Source organism: Candidatus Methylacidiphilales bacterium, assembly GCA_028713655.1.
In the GTDB taxonomy this organism is placed as follows: domain Bacteria; phylum Verrucomicrobiota; class Verrucomicrobiia; order Methylacidiphilales; family JAAUTS01; genus JAQTNW01.
This window is the reverse complement of sequence record JAQTNW010000043.1, coordinates 1-20,379: the sequence shown is the minus strand read 5'-3', so window position 1 is coordinate 20,379 and position 20,379 is coordinate 1. Positions and strand designations below refer to the sequence as shown.

The window sequence follows — 20,379 nt, the reverse complement described above, 5'->3', positions numbered from 1 at the left end:
CGATGAAAAACCTGCTTAACTTTTTTGGGATCCACATGCCGGACTCGGTGCGTGTGACCGACAGCACCATTGCCTTTCATGGCATCAGCCCAGGAATGGCCTTCATCGTGGGGCTGATTGTTGTTGGAGCCACGGTCCTGATATATCTTCGCACCACGCCGGCGCTTTCGCCGCTGAAAAAGTGGACCCTGATTGTATTGCGCTCGATTCTGCTTTGCCTGATTTTGCTGTTATTGATGCGGCCCGTGCTGTTGCTTACGGTGGAGGGCACCATCCGCCGTTCGTTGCTGGTTCTCGTTGACGGCAGCGCGAGCATGCAGATCAAGGACCTGCGCCAGGAGGATGGGGACCTCAAACGCGCCGCGATAGCCAAAGGGCTGCTGGATCCCAAAAAGGGCCTCGCCCAGGCGCTGCCGGGTGATACGTCGCCGTTCAAGCAACTGTCGCGCTCCGACGTGCTCAAGGCCATGCTGGCCAACGAACGGCTGGGCTTGCTGGCCCAGCTTGGCAAAAACTATGATCTTGTGCCCTTTGCGTTCGGACAAACTCTTCAGCCCATTTCAAGCGGCAAGACAAGCGCCGCGGGGGAAAAGAAACCGGCCGATGGTTCTTTTCTGGACACCATTTCCTTTGACAAGCCCTACACGGCCATCGGGGACGCCGTGCGCAGCCTGCTGGACCTCAAGCGCGGGCAGCCTTTGGCGGGAATTTTTTTAATCACGGACGGAGGCAACAACTATGGAAGCCAGCCTGTGGATGCGGCGGCCCTGGCCCAGCAGGACAAGGTGCCGCTGTATATATATGCCGTCGGAATTACCCTGCCGCACGACATCATTGTATCCCGGATTTTTGCCCCGGCCGTCACCTTCGCCAGGGAAGAAGCCCCGGTCTCCGTCCTGGTCCGTTCCCAGGCGATGAACGGGCGCACGGCCAAGTTGGTGCTGAAGCTGGGGAACGAGGTTGTGGACAGCAAGGACATCACCTTTGGAGCGGATGGGGAGATGAACATCCAGATGAAGTTTCTTCCCCAGAAGAGCGGCAATTTCGAGTTGGAAGCGTCGATCGAGCCGCTGCCGGACGAAGCGGTGCGTGACAACAACAAAGTGTCCCAGCGCGTGCGGGTGATCGACGGAAAAATCCAGGTGCTCTATATCGAGGACAAACCGCGCTGGGAGTTCCGTTATTTGCAGGCGTTGCTGGTCCGGGACCGGCGTGTGCAGGCAAAATTCATCCTCCGCGACGGCGATCCGGCCCTCAGCACGGAACAAAATTCCCCCTATCTTTCCGATATCCCCAGGAACAGGGAGGATTGGATGAAGTACGACGTCATCATTCTGGGCGATGTGGATGCGCATATTTTCAATGACGCCCAAATGCAAAGCATGAACGAACTGGTGTCGGGCTTCGGCGGCGGGATCATTTTTGTCGCCGGAAAAAAATACATGCCGGGTTCCTACCGCCACACGCCTCTTGAAAGCCTGTTCCCTGTTCAGCTTGAGGGTGCATCTTCGGGATCTTCCGGCGGCGCCCCCGGAAGGACGATCTCCCTCGTCCTGACGCCCGCGGGGCAGAGTTCCACCATGATGCGGCTGGTGGACAAGGATGAGGAAAATCTGGCTGTCTGGAAAAAGCTTCCCGGTGTTTATTGGACGGCAAGGGTTGAGCGGGCGAAGCCGGCGGCCGAAGTGTTGCTGACCGATCCGTCGCCGGAAAAAGTGACCCGTTCCGGGGCGATGCCGGTGGTGGCACTGCAAAGTTATGGAGCGGGCCAGGCCTTGTACGTCGGCACGGATGAAACCTGGCGCTGGCGGTATAATGTCGGAGAAAAATACTTCACGCGTTTTTGGGGGCAAGGCATTTTGCGGCTGGGCTTGCCGCGGCTTCTGGGCGCCTCCAAGCTGACCCAATTATCCACCGACGGGAAAAACTATGTCAGCGGCGACCGGGTTGTTATCTCCGGGAAGCTGTACCGCAACGGGTCCCAGCCGGTGCTGGATGCGTCGGTTCCGGGAATCGTGACGATCAAGCCGGAGCAGCCCGGCGCAACCGGAGACCTCAGGAAGGAGCTTTCCCTGCAGGCGGTGCCGGGGAAACCGGGCTTTTATCAGGGAGAATTGGTGGTGACCACCCCGGGAGTCTATGCCTTTTCCACGCAGAATGATCCCGGCAGTGTACTCGATTTCCGTGTCAGCGAGCCGAAGTTTGAATTTGGGGAAACCGCGATGAACCTGCCTCTGCTGAAAAAAATGGCGGAAAGCAGCGGAGGCGCCCTGTATCGCGAGGAGGATTTGTACAAGATGCTTGAACCAGCGGCGGCCCCGGCGGCGGACGTGAAAGACGAGGGAAACCGGCCGAACAGCCTGGATGGCAGCGCGGAACGGATTCCATCACCGCAGGAAGTTGAATTGAGCTTTGTTTCGCTGTATTATGCCTTGATGATCCTTGTCCTCACCGCTGAATGGATTTTGCGCAAATTGTGGCGGTTGAAATGATCTGCAACTGAAATTACGCCCATGCCCGTGCTCACTTTACCCAAAAAAAAGAAAAAGGCCCCGAAGATTGCACCGCGGCCAACGGTCGTCGTGCCCCGCTACGCTCCCCCGGCCATTCCCGGCCAACCCCTGCCGGGATGGCTGACACAGAAGCTGGCGGGCCTGAGGCAGAGATTCCTCCTCGTACGTGTCGCCGAAAGACTGGCGCTGTATTGCGCCGTGGCGCTGCTGCTCCTGGCCGGACAAATGCTCCTGGATTGGCTGTTCGATTTGCATGTTGCGGTGCGCGCCTTGATCTTGTGCGGCGATCTTGCCCTGCTCGGATTTTTTGTCCATGAACGCCTCCTGCCCCATATTCTGCGTCCTCTTGGCCAGACCGCATGCGCGCTTCTTGTGGAAAAACACTGGCCTGCGTTTCGCGGACGGTTGATTGCCACGGTACAATTTGCCCAGCCGCGCTACACGTCCGGTTCCGCGGACTTGATCGACGCCCTGCAGAAAGAGACGCAAATCCAGACGAGGCACCTCAACTTTGACGAAATCATCGACACCCGCGTGTTGCTGCGCCGTGCCGGAGTGCTTTTGATTGTGGCGCTTGCCTGGGGGGCCTTGTTTGTGGCGGTCCGGCCCGGGTCGGAGGCCCTCTTGAAGCGCGTTTTTCTTTTGTCAGCCAAGGTTCCTCGCAAGACCGAAGTCATTTGCCTGAGCGGGAATAAGATCATTCCCGCCGGCGATAGCGTCACGCTTGAGGCAATGGCGCGCGGGATCGTTCCCTCACACGGCAGGATCACGTTGCGTTACGATACCGGGCGGGTCCAGGAAATCACGCTGGACCCCAAGCGGGAGCACCCGGATCATTTCAGCATCAAGATCGAGCGGGTGGAGGAGCCTCTGACCTATACCATCCAGCTCAATGACGGGACCAGCGAACCCTATCAAGTCAAAACCATTCCGCGGCCGAATGTCAAATCCATCGAATGCGAGCAGGTTTACCCGGCCTATACGGGGCTTGGCACCGTCAAGCGCAACGTGGGAAATCTGGCCCTGCTGCCGGGCAGCCGCCTGCAAATCCATGCGCTGGCCAACAGTAAAATCAAGAAGGCGACTTTGAGGTTGATTGGAACGGGCCAGGAACGTCCACTCACGATCAGCGGATCCGAGGGCATGGACCTGGCGGGTGAGATCAATATTCCCGCCACCGGTCTGACAGGATTTTCCATCCAGCTCACCAATGAGGCGGACATCACCTCGGGGGATGAAACGCAGTACCGGATCGATCTGATCCCGGACCGCCCGCCCACCGTTCAAATCACACAACCCGAACGGCTCCAGGAATTATGCACGCTCAAGGCAAAGCCGGCGATCGGGTTTCTTGCGGAGGACGACTACGGATTGGCAAGGATTTATCTCTGTTATCGCATTATGCAAGGACAGGATCTGGACAACGGAGACACCCCCGCGGCAGGGGGTGGGGAGATCAAGAAAATCGAGATGGATCTGGGCCAGGGCCATCCCCAAAGCCTTTCAAAGCGGTATCAGGACTGGAATCTGGCCTCGCTGGGGCCCTCGGTCAAGGAAGGCACCAACCTGGAATATTGGATGGCGGCCGAGGACGCCAACAATGTAACGGGGCCGGGTAAAGCCGAGAGCGAACATCACATCATCAAAGTGGTCAGCGAGATGGAAAAGAGGGCTGAGGTCATGGATCGCATGCTGAGCGGCTTGAGCGAAGTTGACATCATTTCGGGGGACCAAACGAAGATCAACAAGGATTTGCAGGGCATCATTCAAGAAAAGCCCGAATCAAAAGACTCAAAGAGATAAAAATTGCATTCAGGCTAAGTCATTGACAAATGAGAGCTTTCCAGTGTAGTTTAGGGTTGTTAAGGAGATTAACAATTTAACGGAACTCTTAACGGATTCAACCGCTTATGAAACATCTCTTCTCCACACATTCCAACATCAAGACGGCGTGCCAATGCCTTGTTTTTCTCGGGTTGATCGTTCCGGTCGTGGCCCAGAATGCTTCCAAGGACCAGATTTTGCAAAACAAGGCCGATCAGCAGGACGTCCGTGCGCATACCGCGGCCGTTGCCACCCAGATCCAGTCCCTGATTGATGAACTGGCAGCCAATGGAATTTCAGGCGACGACGCCAAGGTTTTACAGTCCACCAAGTCGGCGCTTTCCAATCTTTCGGGCCCGGAAATGGAACGGGTAATCACATCTCTCCAAAAAGCCGGGGAAGCCTCCAACACCGGGGCCGGTCTGGCCCAGGCGTTTAATGCCTATGCCAGCCAAAAAGGCATCCTCATGCAGTTCCAACAGATTTTAAAGGAATATCAACAGCGCCAGGCTGCCTATGAATTGCCCTTGCGTTTCAAGGAACTCAGAGACCGCCAGACTGAGGCCATGCTGACCGCCTCCGATGTGGCCCGCAAAACCGCCGGAAGAAACTACGCCGAGTTGTCGAGCGTGGAGCAGACGACCCAACAAATCCTCCAAACCGACCAGGACGCCATTGCCAATGAAGTGGCCCTTGCCGGAGGCCAATTGGAAAAAGTGGCGCAATCCAGCACGGGCGATGATGCCAAGCCCCTGCAAAAGGCGCTGAAGGATTTCAAGGAAGGGAAATTGCAACAGGCATTAAGCAAGGCCAATGAGAGCCTGAAAGGGGGCCAGTTGCTCAAGGCGCTCAACGACCAGAAAATTGCCCGGGACGAATTGCATCGCATTGTCCAGGACCTTAACGCGCCTGCCAACATTGTGGATGCGCTTGCAGCGGCCACGGCCGACCTCGCAAAGTTGATTGAAGATCAGAACAACCTGCTTGACCGCACCAATACCGCCGCCAGCAACAAGAACATGGTTGAGGGCCTGAATGTCAAACAAGGCGCTTTGGCGGATGCGGCAAACACGGTGCAGCAGGACCTGCAAACTTTGAGTGTAAAGGCCTCCGGTCTCGTCAAGGAATCGATCAATCCGATGCAAAGCAGCCGGGGCTATCTCGCCAAACTGGCGGAGTTCCCCAACTCGGCCAAGGCCCAGCAACAGGCCATCGCCAAACTTGAAGAGGCGCAGAAGCAACTAGAACAACAGTTGGCTGACGCGCAGAAGGCGGCCGACGAATCGGGAAAGGACACGCTGGCCAAGCTTGAGGATGTTAAAAAACAAATCGATAAGGCGCAGCAGGATCAGAAGCAGATCAGCAATCAGACTGACAAGGCGCTGAATGCCCAAGCTGGTTCCAAAGCCATGGATCAAGCCAAGGACAATCAAAAGAAACTTGAAGATCAGGTCGCCGCCTTGGAACAGGCTGCGCAGTCGCTTTCCCTGCCGGCGTCCCAGGATCTGGCAAATGCCGCCAAAGCAATGGATCAGGCCCAGGATGCGATGTCCGACCCGTCCCAGGCAGCCGATGTGCAGGCGGACCAGAAAGCGGCCCAGGATGCGCTTGCCCAGGCCAGCCAGGAAATTGGCCAGGATATCGCTGACGCCAAACAGGCGGAGGCGGATCCCGCCGCTTTGGCCGCTGCCGCAGATGCGCTCCAGAATGCCCAGAGTGATGTGGCCGATGCTCTTGCCGCTGCCGACCCCGGAGATGCTCCAGGCTCACAGCCGCCCAATGCGGATCAAGCCGGCAAGGATTTGGCCGAAGCGGGGCAGGATGCAAAAACTGCGGCCAACACGCCGGGGTTGCCTGCTGATGCCGCCGCCGATGTGCAGGCCGCCCAGTCGGATATTGCAAAGGGCCAGCAAGATGCTGCCAAAGGCGATGCCGCAGGAGCTGCTGCCCAGGCGCAAGCCGCTCAACAGGCACTTGCGCAGGCCCAGGCCTCGCTGGCGATGGCGATGGCCGGTATGCCCAATTCTGCAATGGCATCAAATTCTCCCCCGTCACAAACACCGGGCATGATGCCGGGCAAGACCCGTGTCCCTCCGGGACAGGATCATCCCAGCCTGGATGGCGCCAAAATGGTAACCGGTGGAAGTTTGGATAAAGGTGAAATGCATGGCGCGCCTGTTGGCAGTGGCAAGTTCCTGACCGTGACATCCCGGGACCGCGTTGCGATTGAACAATCCCAGACGGAAAAGCGCCCCCAGGAATATGCGCCTTTGATCGACCAGTACATGAAAAATCTGGCCGACCAGTCCACGGCATCCTTGCAATGAGGCGCCTGCGTTTCGTGACACCGCCAACCCCTCAACACCCTGCGGCATTTTTATTGACCGCAGGTTTGATTCTAATCCTATCCGGTGACTGTGCGCCGCTTGCCGCACAGGGCGCGGCTTCCGGTGATGCGGTAAAGGTCGATCCCGTCACGGAAGCGGTCATTAGTGGCGCGTTGAAATATCTCGCCGCGCAGCAATTGCCCGATGGATCCTGGAGCGGCGGAAAGGAGAACCCGAAAAATCAGTGGCCGGTCGCCATGACTTCCTATGTCATGATGGCTTTCATGGCCAACGGGAACCTGCCGAACGCCGGCACCTATGCCAAGCAAGTGAAAAGTGGAATGCAATTTTTGCTCGATGCGGCCCAGAGCGATGGCACGTTTCGCGAAGTTGACCGGTCCCATTACATGTACAGCCACGGTTTGGCAACCATGGTGTTGGCGGAGCTTTACGGGGAAACGCAAGATCCCGCAATCCGCACAAAGCTTGATCATGTGGTGCACCTGATTGTCCACGGCCAGAATGCGGAGGGTGGCTGGCGTTACCAACCCGGCTCGAAAGATGCCGATATTTCAGTTACAGTGCCCCAAACCGTGGCCTTGTGCGCGGCCAAACGCGCCGGGATTGCCGTGCCGCAGGCCACAATCGACAGGGCGGTTGCGTATATTAAAAGTTGCCAGGTCAAAGACGAGGGCTTTGCCTATCAGGCCGGTAAAGGGGGCCCGAATTTTGCGCGCACAGCGGCGGCCATTTACGGCCTCCAGCTCACCGGCTTGTATGATGATCCCGTCATTGCCCAAGGTTCCAAATATGTCATGACCATCATCATGAAATCCAACCAGCCCGGATGGGGTCAGGAATGGCTGACCTACGGAAGTTATTACGCCGGCGTCGCGAATTACCTCATCGGCGGCGAGACGTGGAAAACCTACTACGAAACATTCGGCCGGCAGTATCTGGTCAAGCATGCCGTCACCGCGGGTGACCAAAGCCATTGGGACATCAGCTTGGACAGCAATGCCAAGGACGTGGGGTCCAACTGGTGCACTGCGGTATTCACCACGATACTATCGTTGCCTTATGGGTATCTTCCCCTATACCAACGTTAAGGGCCTGCCCGAATAATTTCCCGGAACCCGGGGGTTATTTGCGCCAGGCTTTAATCCATTGTATTTTATTGTACCGTTTTTGCACATCACTCATGAAAACAGCCTCCATTGTCTGTGGAATTTTTATCGGATTCTCCGCCGTCATGCTCAGGGCCGGAAGCCTGACTTCTTTTACCGACAGTTTCGAGACGAACGGAAAACTTTCCATCAAGGGGAATTTAATCCAGGCGGAAAACAGTTCATCCACCGAGCGGATAAAATTGGACGAAGTTTTGACGGGTAATTTCAGCGATGCGGATTTTCATGTGGACTATTTTTCATCTAAGGCGAGCCCGGCCCGGTTGCCGTCCGACTGGCGGGGACAGGATGTCGGTGCCCTCAATATTCCGGGTTCCTTTTCCTATGCGGATGGAATTCTGACGATCAGCGGGAGCGGTGGAAAGGCGAAGCGTGATCAGGGCGATAGATTTCATTTTCTCGCGCGGACATGGGCGGGCGACGGGCAATGGGCCGTGCATGTGGCGGAGATCGACAAACAAACGCCCGCAGCCGAGGCCGGAATCCTATTGCGGGAAAGTTTTGATCCCGGGCAGGTACTGATGTTTGGTTTTGCCGCCAAAGCGGATGCCTCAATGAAATATTACCGGAGCACTGCGGGCAAGGGTCCGGAACGGCGCGCCCTGCCGGGCCAGGTCCCAATCTGGATCCGGTTGACCCGTTTCAACGGAAAAATGATGGATATCGAGATTTCCAGTGACGGCCAAATCTGGGACTTGATCCAGCAAGACTACATAAAAGATTTTTCAGGCACGCAGGCAGGCATTTTTTTCAACAGCTTCACTGACAAGTCTGCCGGCAAAGCCGTGTTGGATCAGATCCTTTTTACGCCCCCACCCGCACAGCCGGAAGTCGTGCTTCCCGGGGTTTTGTTGCGGAGCGGCACGTTTTTGGCGGGCCGCTTCAACGGCCTCGACATTAGCAAGGGGGAGTTTAACCGCAACGGCAAGCGGGTTCCCATGACCACAGATCAAGTTTGCGCCGCAACATGGGCGCCTGTGCTGCGGAGCCAGATTGCGGCGGTGGCGTCGCAACCCTGTCTTATCATGAAGAATGGGGATTCCTTTGTGTCGGATCTGGTGAGTTTGGACGGAGGCGGCGCCCGGATAAATTCGCAGATTCTGGGTGCGGTCACATACAACAGCAATTTGATGCGGGCCTGCGTGCTGCATCCCTTGAAGTTACAACCCTCCAATTATGAAATCCGTCTTAAAGACGGATCCATCATCCGCGCCAACGGCGTTGAAGAAGGCAAAGGCAAAACCATCATCCTCAAAGAGGTCTCCGGCATTGATGTGAGCATCACGGAAGATGAGATCGCGCAATTCCGCGCGGGTCCGGCAAAAGTGCAAAATCTTATCGATTTGCCCTGGACCGCTTCGATGTCTGCGCAAGCTGCAGTCTCGAAGTCGGCGCCTGCTGTGTCGGATCAATCTCATCCTGTGGAGTGTTGGGAAGGCAATAATCAAGAGCAAATCATGGCGGTTGCGTCCGGGTTGACGCTCAACTTTGCCTTGCCTGGAAAATTCCGCGCGGTGGCCATGCGGGTGGCTTTGTTGCCCGATGCTGTGCTGAATGCGCAGGCAAGCATTCGGATATTGGCGGACGGGAAGGAGATCAACCGCACTTCTGCTTTCAGGCCTGGTGATCAGCCTCAATTTGTTGAAGTCAGCATTCCGGGGAGCCGGACGGTCAGCCTGGTGTTGAGTTCTTTTTCCCCGGATGCAAAACTGATGTTCATCGACCCCGTCGCCATCCGGGAATAATCCATGATACGACACACCATCCTTTGTGGAATTTGTATCGGATTCTCCACTGTTTTGTTAAGAGGGGGGAGCCTGATTTCCTTGACCGACAGTTTCGAGACGAGCGGAAAAATTTCCGTCAAGGGGGATTTAATCCAGGCGGAGGGCGGTTCTTCCTCCCAGCGGACAAAATTCGACGAGGTTTTGCAGGCCAATTTCGATGATGCGGATTTTCATCTGGACTATTTTTCATCCCGGGAGAATCCGGCCAGGCTGCCCTCGAACTGGCAGGGACAGGACATCGGGCATGCCGAGGCGCCGGGTTCCTTCACCTATGCTGACGGGACGTTGACGATCAATGGAAACGGCGCCGATATAGCGGGTGCCAGTGATAATTGCTACTTTATCGGACAACCCTGGGCGGAAGACGGCGGACAATGGACGGCGCATATCAAGGAGCGCTCCGATGAGGTAAATTGTATCGGACTGATGCTGCGGGGAAGTTTCGATCCCGACTCGCCTGCCTGCTCATTTAGCGCCGAAGGGGATCATGGATTTCGCGACATCCGCGGCAAACCCGGTTCAGGCTTGGGCTCCTACGACGGGCGGTTCGTGATGTCGGTCCCCGGCTGGATTCGATTGACCCGCTTTGGAGGATATCCCATCGCGGGATATCCACTGTTGATCGAGACATCCAATGACGGCAAGACTTGGGATTTTATTGAGAAAATTCAAACCCTGCAGGACAACAAGAAAATATTTCTCAACACCCTGGCCGGCTTGGTTGTTACCGGTCCCGGCAAATCGAAAAAAGTCACCGGCAAGGCCGTGGTGGATCAGATTCTTTTCACACCGCCGCCTGCCCAGCCCGAAGTCGTGCTCCCCGGGGTTTTGTTGCGGAGCGGCACGTTTTTGGCAGGCCGTTTCAACGGCCTTGACGCCAGCAAGGGGGAGTTTAATCGCAAGGACAAGCCTGTCTCCATGACCGCAGATCAAGTTTGCGCGGCCATTTGGGTTCCTGTAACACGGCGCCAGATTGCGGCGGTGATGTCGCAACCCGGACTTATCATGAAAAACGAGGACTTCATGGTATCGGACCTCGTGAGTTTGGACGGAGGCGGAGTTCGGGTGAATTCACTAGTTCTGGGTCCCATCGAATACAACACTGGGGATAGTATCATACGGGCTTTCGTGCTTCATCCCCTGCAGTTGACGTCATCCGATTATGAAATCCGGCTCAAAGACGGGTCCATTATCCGCGCCAAAGGCCTTGAGGAGGGCAAGGACAAGATCATCACCATCAAGGAAGTCTCCGGCATCGATGTGAATATTGCCGCGGATGAGATCGCACAATTTCGAGCCGGACCGGCAAAAGTGCAAAACCTCATCGATCTGCCCTGGACAGTGCCGACGCAACCCGCCGCCCCGAAACCTGCGATTCCTGCAAAAGCGGCGTCTGCGGCCAATCCTGCGACGGCCGCGAATCCCATACCGGATCCATCCCAGCCTGTGCAGTGTTGGGAGGGGGATAATCAGGAGCAAATCATGGCTGCTGCACCCGGAACAATCCTTAACTTTCCACTGCCCGGTAAATTCCGCGCGTTGGCAATGCGGGTGGCTTTTTCCTCCAATGCGCCGCCGAATGCGCAGGCGAGCATCCGGGTGCTGGCGGATGGCAGAGATATCAACCGGACTTCCTCCATCAAGGCGGGCGACCAGCCCCAATTTGTCGAGGTCAGCATAACCGGGAGCCGGACGATCAGCCTGGTGCTGAGTTCTTTTCCGCCGGATACCAGGCTTCTGTTGATCGACCCCGTCGCCATCCGGGAATAGTTGTATGATTCAAAATCCCATCATTTCACTAACCCGGACGCCTCACATGCTTCTGAAAACTTCTGTATGGTGTCATGCCAAAAAACAGGGCCGAAATAAACCGCGTACGCATCCGGGTTATCAGCAAAGCCGTCTAAAATGGGAATCTTTTTTGAAACGGAAATTCCTTATTTTGAAGCGGTTTTGCAACAGCCTGCTTATTCTCGGAGCTTTTTTTTCCGCCAATGTGTGTAAAGGCCAGAGGGAAAATTTTTATGATCCGTGTGAGATAAGCAGGCTGATTCTATTGGCACAAACCACCAGCCCGCAGGCCGTACCTCAAAAAACTCCGCCGCCCACCCAACTCGTGCGGGAAGTCGGCCCGGACGAACTCGAATTTAAAGGCATCCTCCTGCAAAAAAAGAAACACCGGATTTTATTTCCGGGCACATTAAATCAGCGCGATGGTTTGATTGAATATGTCCTCGTCGGCGAGAAGGGAAAGACGCATGAAAGCCTGCTCGCGACCAAGGTGCAGCCTCATGATATTCACATGGCCCTCTTGCTGATAGGCCTCAAACAGGACACGAAGGACAATCCAAATGAAACGGCGCCTCCTTCGGCCATCGATTCCCAGTACCTGCAATCAGCCCCGAAATTAAAGGGCGCGCCCGTCCTGCTGTCTGTTGCCTGGACGCAGGAGGGCAAGCGCAGGGAAGTCCCGGTTGAGGACTGGATTTTGGACCTCAAAACCAATCACCCCATGTCCCGCGGCCTCTGGACTTACAATGGATCGCTTATTGATGAGAATGGGGTTTTTCTGGCTGACCAGGAACTGTCCATCGTTGCGGTCGTTACAGACCCAATCGCACTTGTCAACAATCCGCGGCAGGGATACAATGACGACCAAATCTGGCAAGTACTAAAAGACGCAGCCCCACCCCTCAATACGCCCGTAGTAATCAGCATTACACTTCCCACATCCAAACCATGAAACGATCCTCCTTTCTTCGCCTTGCATTTCTGGGCGCCTGTTCCCTGGGGACAGGCCTTTCCTCGGTCCTGTCCGCCCGGGCGGAATCCAAGCCCGGAGAAAAACTAACACTCTTAACTGCTCCAAAGGCAAAAGACCGATCTTTGCAACTTGAGATCGAACATGCCATTGGAAAAGGGCTGGCTTTTCTGCAGAGCAAACAAAGCCCCGGGGGTTTTTGGTCCAGCCCGGATTATCCCGCCCTTACCGCCCTGGTTTTGACCGCCTTTGCCAGGGAACCGGCGGCCGTCATGAACGAGCGGCAGTCACAGTCTGTTCAGAAAGGGTATGCGTACCTGCTCGGTTGCGTAAAGCCGGATGGGGGCATTTATGTCAAGGAACTTGCGAATTATAACACCTCGGTCGCCATGCTGGCTCTGGTTGCCGCAGGCCCCGCGCGCTATGCCTCCGTCCTGCAAAACGCCCGCAATTTCATCATCGGACAGCAGGGGCATTACCCCAAGGTAAACGGCCAGAACAGCCCGTATGAGGGCGGCGTTGGATATGGCGACGACGGCCCGCACTCCGACATGTCGAACACGGCGTTTGCCCTTGAGGCCTTGCATCAGACCCAATTCCTGCGCGACAGTTCGAATTCGGGGGCGGCCAAGGATTTGAACTGGGCGGCTGCGGTGGAATTTTTGCAACGCTGCCAGAACCTCCCCAAATACAACAAGCAACCCTGGGCCAGCGGCGATCCGCAAAACGTCGGCGGGTTTGTTTACGACCCGATGGAAAGCAAGGCAGGCGAGACCACACTGCCCAACGGGAAAAAAGGGCTCCGTTCCTACGGCAGCATGAGTTATGCGGGCCTTATGAGTTACATCTTTGCCGATTTAAAGAAGGATGATCCGCGGGTGACGGCGGTGTACGACTGGACGCTCCACAACTACACGATGGAGGAAAATCCCGCCATGGGCGCCCAGGGCCTTTATTACTACTATCACATGATGGCGAAAGCCCTTTCCATCTACGGCGCGGAGAAACTTCCGCTGGCCGGCGGAAAGCAGGCGGACTGGCGCCGGGACATGGCGCTGAAACTGATCAACCTCCAGCAAAATGAAGGATACTGGGTCAATTCCAACGGGCGCTGGTGGGAAAAGGACCCCGTGCTGGTCACGGCCTATGCCGTGCTTGCGCTGGAAATAATCCACCCAGGTGTCTGACGCCGCTTCCGCCCGGCGGGCATCCCGATGAAAGACCCCAAAATCACCGACCTTTATTTTTTGGAAGCGCGCTCCAGGTTGATAGACTTGGCGGCCTTTCTGGATCGCGCCCAACGAAGCGGCGCGCCCGAGGATTTTCGCTTGAAATCCCTTCGCGCCGCATTGCGGGAACTCGCATCCCCAGGCCCGGACAAAACCAAAAAAGCGCTTATGCTGCTGAGCGATCCCACCACCGATCCCGTTCCGGACGCGGGCTCAAAATCCGCCGCCGGCGCCTGGCCCGGTTTCAAGGGCTGACCTCCACGGACTTTGCCGGATATGCGTTATATCGAACCTCACGCCCACATGGTCAGCCGTGTCACCGATGACTATGCGGCCATGGTCACGGCAGGGTGCCGAGCTGTTTGCGAACCGGCTTTCTGGGCGGGCTTCGACCGCAGTTCGGCCCGGGGTTTTTATGATTATTTCTGCCAGTTGACGGAATATGAACCGCGCCGCGCCGCGCAGTTCGGCCTGCCCCATTATTCCTGGCTTTGCCTCAATCCCAAGGAAGCGGAAAATCTCGCCCTGGCGGAGGAAGTCCTTGCGTTGATTCCCTCATTTCTCGACCGGCCCAATGTCCTGGGCATCGGTGAAATCGGCCTGAACAAAAACAGCCGCAACGAAGTCGCGATTTTTGAAAAGCACGTCGAACTCGCCGTGCAGCATGGCCAGATGATACTCATCCACACGCCGCACCTTGAGGACAAGTGGAAGGGCACACGCCTAACCATCGATATCCTCAAACGGCATCCGGGTGTCAATCCCGGCCGTGTCATCATCGATCACGTCGAGGAACACACGGTCGAGCTGGTACTGGAGGCCGGATTCTGGGCCGGAATCACCCTCTACCCGCAGTCCAAGTGTACCCCCGCCCGCGCCATTGATATGGTGGAAATCTACGGAACACAGCGCGTCTGGCTCAACAGCGCCTGCGACTGGGGGAACAGCGATCCGCTGGCCGTTCCGAAAACTGCCATTGAGATGAAGCGGCGCGGCCATGGCGAAAACACCATCGACAGGCTGATTTATCAAAACCCCCTGCAGTTCCTCAGCCAAAATCCAAAATTCCGCCTGGACTAACCCGGATGTTTCACACGCTGCTAAAAACCTCAGCAAAGCGTCCTGCTCCAAAGTATAGCAGGAACTGGGGTGCAGAAACATCCGGGTTACAAGCAAAACCGCATGAATTGGTATTTTGTTTTGATTTTAGAATTGGAACTGCCGTATTTTGAGGCGGTTTTGCAATAGCCTGCATATGCTCTGTACGTGTCTTTCCGCCGTTACGTCCAGGTGCTAACAGGTTGACCATTGAAATGAGCATGAAATATGCAGGCTAACCGAGGTGTAAGTTCGAACGGAATGCAGCTCAAAAACAACTGGCACCTGGCCTACTGCACCAATATCCACCGGGGCGACGACTGGGCGCAGACACTGGCTTCGCTGCAAACCCATGCGCTCGCGGTACGTGAGCGAATCAGCCCGGACCGGCCCTACGCCATCGGTTTGCGTTTGAGCGACCTTGCATCGCGGCAATTGAGCGAGCCGCAAGCCTTGGACTCCTTCCGGAGATGGCTGCAGCAACATCATTGCTATGTTTTTACAATCAACGGATTTCCCTACGGGCGCTTTCACGGCGGCAAGGTCAAGGAACAGGTGTATCGCCCCGACTGGACCCACCCCGACCGGCTGGCTTACACCAACCGGCTTTTCGATTTGCTCGCGCATCTGCTTCCGGAAGGCGTTGAAGGAAGTGTCAGCACGTTGCCAGGCTCATTCAAGGAGTTTGTGGTTGGCGCGGAATATGAGGCGCAGATCCGGCAAAACCTCTGGAAATGCATCGATCATATTGAACGCTGTTCCCTGCGGCATGGCCGCCGTTTGAGCCTGGCGTTGGAACCGGAGCCTCTCGGCTTGTGGGAAACAAGCGCCGAAATCGTCCGCTTATTCCGGGAAATGGAGGCGGACCGCCCGGGAGACCCCCGGCTTCGCGCCTTCCTCGGCGTCAATTACGATGCCTGCCATCTGGCGGTCGAATATGAAGAACCCGCCGGGGTGATTGCGGCGCTGCGTGAGGAGGGGATCCGAATCGGGAAAATCCACCTGAGCTCGGCGTTGCAAATCGAGCCTGACAAAGCCGCGCGCGAGTGGCTCCGGCAGTTTGCCGACGGCATCTATTTGCACCAGGTCATCGCCCGGACTCCGGACGGATCACTCCGGCGTTACAAGGATTTGAGCCCGGCCCTCGAACAACCGCCCGGCGATCTTGAATGGCGCATCCATTTCCATGTGCCCCTCTACGCGGAGTTCCTCGCGCATGGCCGGACCACCGCGCTTCATCTCCTGGGCCTGCTGGATATTCTCGCCCGCGAGCCGGCGCTTTGTTCCCACTTCGAAATTGAGACCTATACATGGGAAGTCCTGCCGGAGGAATTGCGCGCCCAATCTGTTGTTGAACAACTTGTCAGGGAATACGGCTGGTGCCTTGATCAATTCGCCCGGCGCGGCGTTACAAGGCTTTAAAGGCCATCGGCTATGCGGATTAAAACCTTGTTGATCCTCGGACGTGTATCGAACCTCCCCACGGTTTGGTCCAATCTCCTGGCCGGATGGTGCCTGGTTGGCGGAAGATTTGACGCCCCCGTGCTCGCCGCCGTCCTGATCGGAGGCGGTTTTCTTTACACCGGCGGGATGTTCCTGAATGATTTTTGCGATGCCGGATTTGATTCCCGTTACCGGCCCGAACGCCCCATTCCCGCCGGGTTGGTTTCCCGGAGCACTGTGGGATGGATTGCAAGTGCCGGATTGCTCTTGGGAACCCTTTTGCTGGCCACGCTGGGATGGCGAACCCTTGTGGTGTCGTTTCAGTTGCTGGTTTGCATTGCTCTTTACAACGTCATCCACAAGAAGATCGGCTGCGCCCCGTTCATCATGGGCGCCTGCAGGTTGCTGCTGTATTTTTTGGCCGCCTCCGCGGCGGGAGGGACGTTCAGATCGGCCGAAATTCACAGCTTGCTCCCCGCCGGATTGGCGCTCGGTTTATATGTGGCAGGCATCACATACTTTGCGCGTGGCGAAAGCGCTCCCAAGCCTCAAACCCGCTGGTCCCTGATTTTTTTGCTCCTGCCCGTTTGGCTTGTGACTTTCGGCGGCGCAAACCAAAGCCGGATCGGATCGGCCTTGTTTTCATTGTTGTTCCTGCTTTGGATGGGCTGGCTGTTGGCGCCGTTTTGGCGCGGAACCAAGCCATCCATTGGCAGGGTGGTTTCCGGGCTGCTGGCCGCCATCGTCCTGGCGGATTGCATCGCCGTGGCGCCGGTCCTGGGATTTCAGGCCGCATGGTTTTTAATCCTTTTTATTTTCGCTCTCCTCTTGCAACGAATCATCCCGGCAACCTAACCCGGATGTTTCGCACACTTCTGAAATCTCCTGCAAAGTGTCCTGCTCCAAAGTATGTCAGGAACTGGGGCGCGGCGACATCCGGGTTAATAGCCTGCTTGCCTCTGGAGCTTTCTTTCCTGCCCGCAAGTATAAAATCAAGGGAAAATTTTCCATGACGGCTGAAATAAGCAGGCTAAGGTTGATCCCTGCATGCAAGCCAAGGCAACCTCCATTGAGCGCGCAATCACAGTCCAGTTTGCGCATCGCATCTACTTTACGCGCTCCGCCTTTTCCAGGGCCAATCAACTCCTGCAACGGCTCGTCGCTCCCACAACCACGGATCACCCGGCAAAAGCGTTTGTCGCAATCGACCAGGGCGTGGCGCGGGCTTATCCCCATTTGACCGCCGATGTCACCGCCTACTTTTCGCAGGAAACGTTTCCCGCCCGGCTCGTTTGCCCTCCGCTGATAGTGGCCGGAGGCGAAGCCGCAAAGAATGACCGGGGGCTTGTGGACCTGTTGTATCGCGAAATCGAGCGAAACGGAATTTGCCGCCACTCGTATATTATCGGCATCGGCGGCGGCGCCTTGCTCGATCTGGTTGGCTTTGCCGCGGCTACGGTCCATCGCGGAGTACGGCATCTCCGGATGCCCACCACGACCTTGAGCCAGGCCGACGGCGGTGTCGGCGTGAAAAACGGAATCAACGCTTTCAATAAAAAGAATTATATCGGGACTTTTGCGCCGCCTTTTGCGGTCATCAACGACAGCGATTTTCTGCTTCAGCTTCCTCCGGTTGAAAAACGGGCCGGATGGATCGAAGGAGTCAAGGTCGCGCTCGTTCGCGACGCCGCGTTTTTCGGGGAGATCGAGCAGTTGGCGGAGCGCCTGGCCGCCTCGGAAACGACGGCGATGGAACGGGTCATTCAACGCTGCGCGGAACTTCATGTTGCGCACATTGCCGAATCGGGCGATCCCTTTGAATTCGGTTCCGCCCGTCCGCTTGATTTCGGCCATTGGGCGGCGCATAAACTGGAGGAGATGTCGGACTTCACCCTTTCGCACAGTGCGGCGGTTGGCCTGGGCCTGGCGCTCGACACGCTCTACAGCCATAAAAAACAAATGCTTTCAGGCGAATCGACGGAGCGCGTGTTGTCACTCGTACAAAAGCTCGGCTTTTCCCTCTTTCATCCTCTCGTGAAGAAAACCGGTCCCGGAGGAAACTGGGCCTTGTTCGACGGACTGGAGGAATTCCGCGAGCATCTGGGCGGGGGATTGACCGTGACCCTGCTTGAGAAAATCGGGCGCGGCGTTGAGGTCCATGAAATGGACGCCGCCTTGTTGCGGGAATGCATCCTTGAATTGGAGCAGCGCTCCGGCCGGCCACCGGCGATTTAAACATCATGCGGCGCACGGTCATTCTCAACATAGCGGGCCTGACCCGCTCCCTGCTCGGGCCCGCCACACCCCGACTCTCGGCCTTTGCCCGCAAGGGCCGCGCCGCGGCAATCCGCCCTTCTTTTCCGGCAGTGACTTGTACGGCCCAGTCCACATACCTCACGGGCGTCCCGCCCGCGCAGCATGGAATCGTGGGCAACGGCTGGTATGACCGTGACCTGGCGGAAATTCATTTTTGGAAACAATCCAATTCCCTCGTGGCAGGGCCGAAGTTGTGGGACAAGTTGCGCGCGCAGGACCCGGCTTTCACCTGCGCCCAGCTTTTCTGGTGGTTCAACATGCATGCCGACGTCGATTACTCAATCACCCCGCGGCCGCTTTATCCCGCCGATGGCCGGAAAATTTTCGACATTTACACAGGGCCACTTTCCCTGCGTTCGAAAATCAAGGCCGATCTGGGCGAATTTCCATTTCCCCAATTCTGGGGTCCCATGGCGGGGATCGGTTCCTCGCGCTGGATCGCGGATGCGGCGCGCTGGATGGAAGAACAGTTCCATCCCGCGCTCAATCTGGTCTATTTGCCGCATCTTGACTACAACCTGCAGCGTCTCGGCCCGAATGATCCGAAGATCCACGAGGATTTGAAACTCATCGATGATCTTGCCGGCAGCCTCATCGATTATTTCCAGGCGCGCTCGGTGCGGGTGGCTGTTGTGTCCGAATACGGGATCACGGAAGTCGATCAACCGGCGCATCTCAACCGGCTGTTTCGCCGCCAGGGCTGGCTTGCCATCAAGGATGAACTCGGGCTCGAGATGCTCGACTGCGGCGCCAGCCGGGTGTTTGCCGTGGCGGATCATCAGGTAGCGCATGTTTATCTCAATGACAAGTCCCTGGAATCCAAAGTGCGTGAAGTCCTCGAGGCCGAGCCCGGGGTTGACTTGGTGTTAGGCCCTGATGCGCAAACGGAATGGGGCATCCGCCATCGCCGCAGCGGCGACCTCATCGCCGTGGCCAAACCGCGCAGTTGGTTTACGTATTATTATTGGATGGACGATGCGCTCGCGCCCGACTTTGCGCGCACCGTCGATATTCATCGCAAGGCCGGCTATGATCCCGCCGAGTTGTTTCTCGATCCCGCCCTGTGCTGTCCTCAATTGCGCGTCGCCGGCCATTTGCTCAGGAAGAAGCTCGGATTCCGAAGCCTGTTGAATGTGATCCCGCTCGACGCAGCGCTGGTGCGGGGTTCGCACGGGCGGCGCCCCCAGGACGAAAGCGCCTGGCCCGTGCTGTTGCTGGATCAACAGCACTCTACGCCGAACGCTGCCAACACTCTCACCGCGGAAGAAGTCCACGGTGAACTGTTGCGCTATTGCCTTGGATTCGCCGGGCGCTGACTCCGACATCCGTCGTGAGCAAGTAGGCCTGGATAAAACTCTTGATCTTACTCCATCTCAAACTCGTAAATGCGAACACATGTTCTCACGCGGACACGCGGAGGATGACCTTTTTGACAGGATTGACAGGATGAGCAGGATTGGGAAAACGAAGATTTCGCGTCCGCCAGAGGGCGGATTCGTCCGGTGTGCGAACAAAGCCCGCCAAGGAAGACAGGGGAAACATAAGGAGACAGGCGGATTTTCGATGTAATAATATCTTTCTCTGTGATCTTTGTGGCTCCGTGAGAGAAAAATGTGTTTACCAGGGTTTGTCAAAAAATGACTCCTGACCCCCTACGCTCTTGTTGCGGTCCATCGCCTTGTCCGTTTGTCTTCGGCACCTTGAGGAGCTTGACGATCCCCCATATGAAGATGCCAAATTTGGCCTGACCCCCTGAAACGGGACGCATTGAAAATGTAGTTCTGATCCTGTAGAAGGGACAGAACAAATGAAGAAGAGCAAATTCAGCGAAGAACAAGTGGTGGGGATCCTGCGTGAAGGTCAGGGCGGGATGGCGATCAAAGCCCTGTGCGCC

The 20,379-nt window shown here is 56.7% G+C and carries 15 protein-coding genes; 14 read left to right on the top strand and 1 reads right to left on the bottom strand.

What is annotated here, in order from left to right:
• Positions 1-2 precede the first annotated feature (2 nt).
• The 14 genes from PHD76_12530 to PHD76_12465 all read left to right on the top strand — a co-directional run bounded on the left by PHD76_12530 (position 3) and on the right by PHD76_12465 (position 19,801).
• Positions 3-2,492 (top strand): hypothetical protein, encoded by a 2,490-nt coding sequence (locus tag PHD76_12530; GenBank protein MDD5262663.1) that lies wholly within the window; start codon positions 3-5, stop codon positions 2,490-2,492.
• Positions 2,493-2,513: 21 nt separating this feature from the next.
• Positions 2,514-4,316 (top strand): hypothetical protein, encoded by a 1,803-nt coding sequence (locus tag PHD76_12525; protein MDD5262662.1) that lies wholly within the window; start codon positions 2,514-2,516, stop codon positions 4,314-4,316.
• 107 nt (positions 4,317-4,423) lie between these two features.
• Entirely contained in the window at positions 4,424-6,664 is a 2,241-nt protein-coding gene (locus PHD76_12520) for a hypothetical protein (protein MDD5262661.1), read from the top strand.
• Positions 6,661-7,773, top strand: coding sequence for a terpene cyclase/mutase family protein (locus PHD76_12515; GenBank protein MDD5262660.1), 1,113 nt, complete (start codon positions 6,661-6,663; stop codon positions 7,771-7,773). Before PHD76_12520 ends, PHD76_12515 begins: the two co-directional genes overlap by 4 nt.
• Positions 7,774-7,865: 92 nt before the next feature.
• On the top strand, positions 7,866-9,596 hold the full coding sequence (locus PHD76_12510; GenBank protein MDD5262659.1) for a hypothetical protein: 1,731 nt from the start codon (positions 7,866-7,868) through the stop codon (positions 9,594-9,596).
• Positions 9,597-9,599: 3 nt separating this feature from the next.
• Positions 9,600-11,408 (top strand): NPCBM/NEW2 domain-containing protein, encoded by a 1,809-nt coding sequence (locus PHD76_12505; protein ID MDD5262658.1) that lies wholly within the window; start codon positions 9,600-9,602, stop codon positions 11,406-11,408.
• 151 nt (positions 11,409-11,559) lie between these two features.
• A complete protein-coding gene (locus tag PHD76_12500) occupies positions 11,560-12,381 on the top strand; it encodes a YdjY domain-containing protein (GenBank protein ID MDD5262657.1) in 822 nt (273 codons plus the stop codon).
• The gene (locus tag PHD76_12495) at positions 12,378-13,586 is read left to right on the top strand and encodes a hypothetical protein (GenBank protein ID MDD5262656.1); all 1,209 of its coding nucleotides are present in this window, start codon (positions 12,378-12,380) and stop codon (positions 13,584-13,586) included. The genes PHD76_12500 and PHD76_12495 overlap by 4 nt, the downstream gene beginning before the upstream one ends.
• 27 nt (positions 13,587-13,613) lie before the next feature.
• Complete coding sequence (locus PHD76_12490) at positions 13,614-13,883, top strand: hypothetical protein (protein MDD5262655.1); 270 nt, start codon at positions 13,614-13,616, stop codon at positions 13,881-13,883.
• A gap of 21 nt (positions 13,884-13,904) precedes the next feature.
• Positions 13,905-14,708, top strand: a complete 804-nt coding sequence (locus PHD76_12485; GenBank protein MDD5262654.1) for a TatD family hydrolase — start codon at positions 13,905-13,907, stop codon at positions 14,706-14,708.
• Positions 14,709-14,954: 246 nt separating this feature from the next.
• Positions 14,955-16,148, top strand: a complete 1,194-nt coding sequence (eboE, locus tag PHD76_12480) for a metabolite traffic protein EboE (GenBank protein ID MDD5262653.1) — start codon at positions 14,955-14,957, stop codon at positions 16,146-16,148.
• 12 nt (positions 16,149-16,160) lie between these two features.
• Positions 16,161-17,024: a UbiA family prenyltransferase gene (locus tag PHD76_12475; GenBank protein ID MDD5262652.1), complete on the top strand. Its 864-nt coding sequence runs from the start codon at positions 16,161-16,163 to the stop codon at positions 17,022-17,024.
• Between the two features lie 192 nt (positions 17,025-17,216).
• Positions 17,217-18,404, top strand: a complete 1,188-nt coding sequence (locus PHD76_12470) for a 3-dehydroquinate synthase (protein MDD5262651.1) — start codon at positions 17,217-17,219, stop codon at positions 18,402-18,404.
• 5 nt (positions 18,405-18,409) lie between these two features.
• On the top strand, positions 18,410-19,801 hold the full coding sequence (locus PHD76_12465) for an alkaline phosphatase family protein (protein ID MDD5262650.1): 1,392 nt from the start codon (positions 18,410-18,412) through the stop codon (positions 19,799-19,801).
• Between the two features lie 314 nt (positions 19,802-20,115).
• Here PHD76_12465 and PHD76_12460 read toward each other — a convergent pair.
• On the bottom strand, positions 20,116-20,379 hold a 264-nt coding region (locus PHD76_12460; protein ID MDD5262649.1), incomplete at its 5' end, for a hypothetical protein.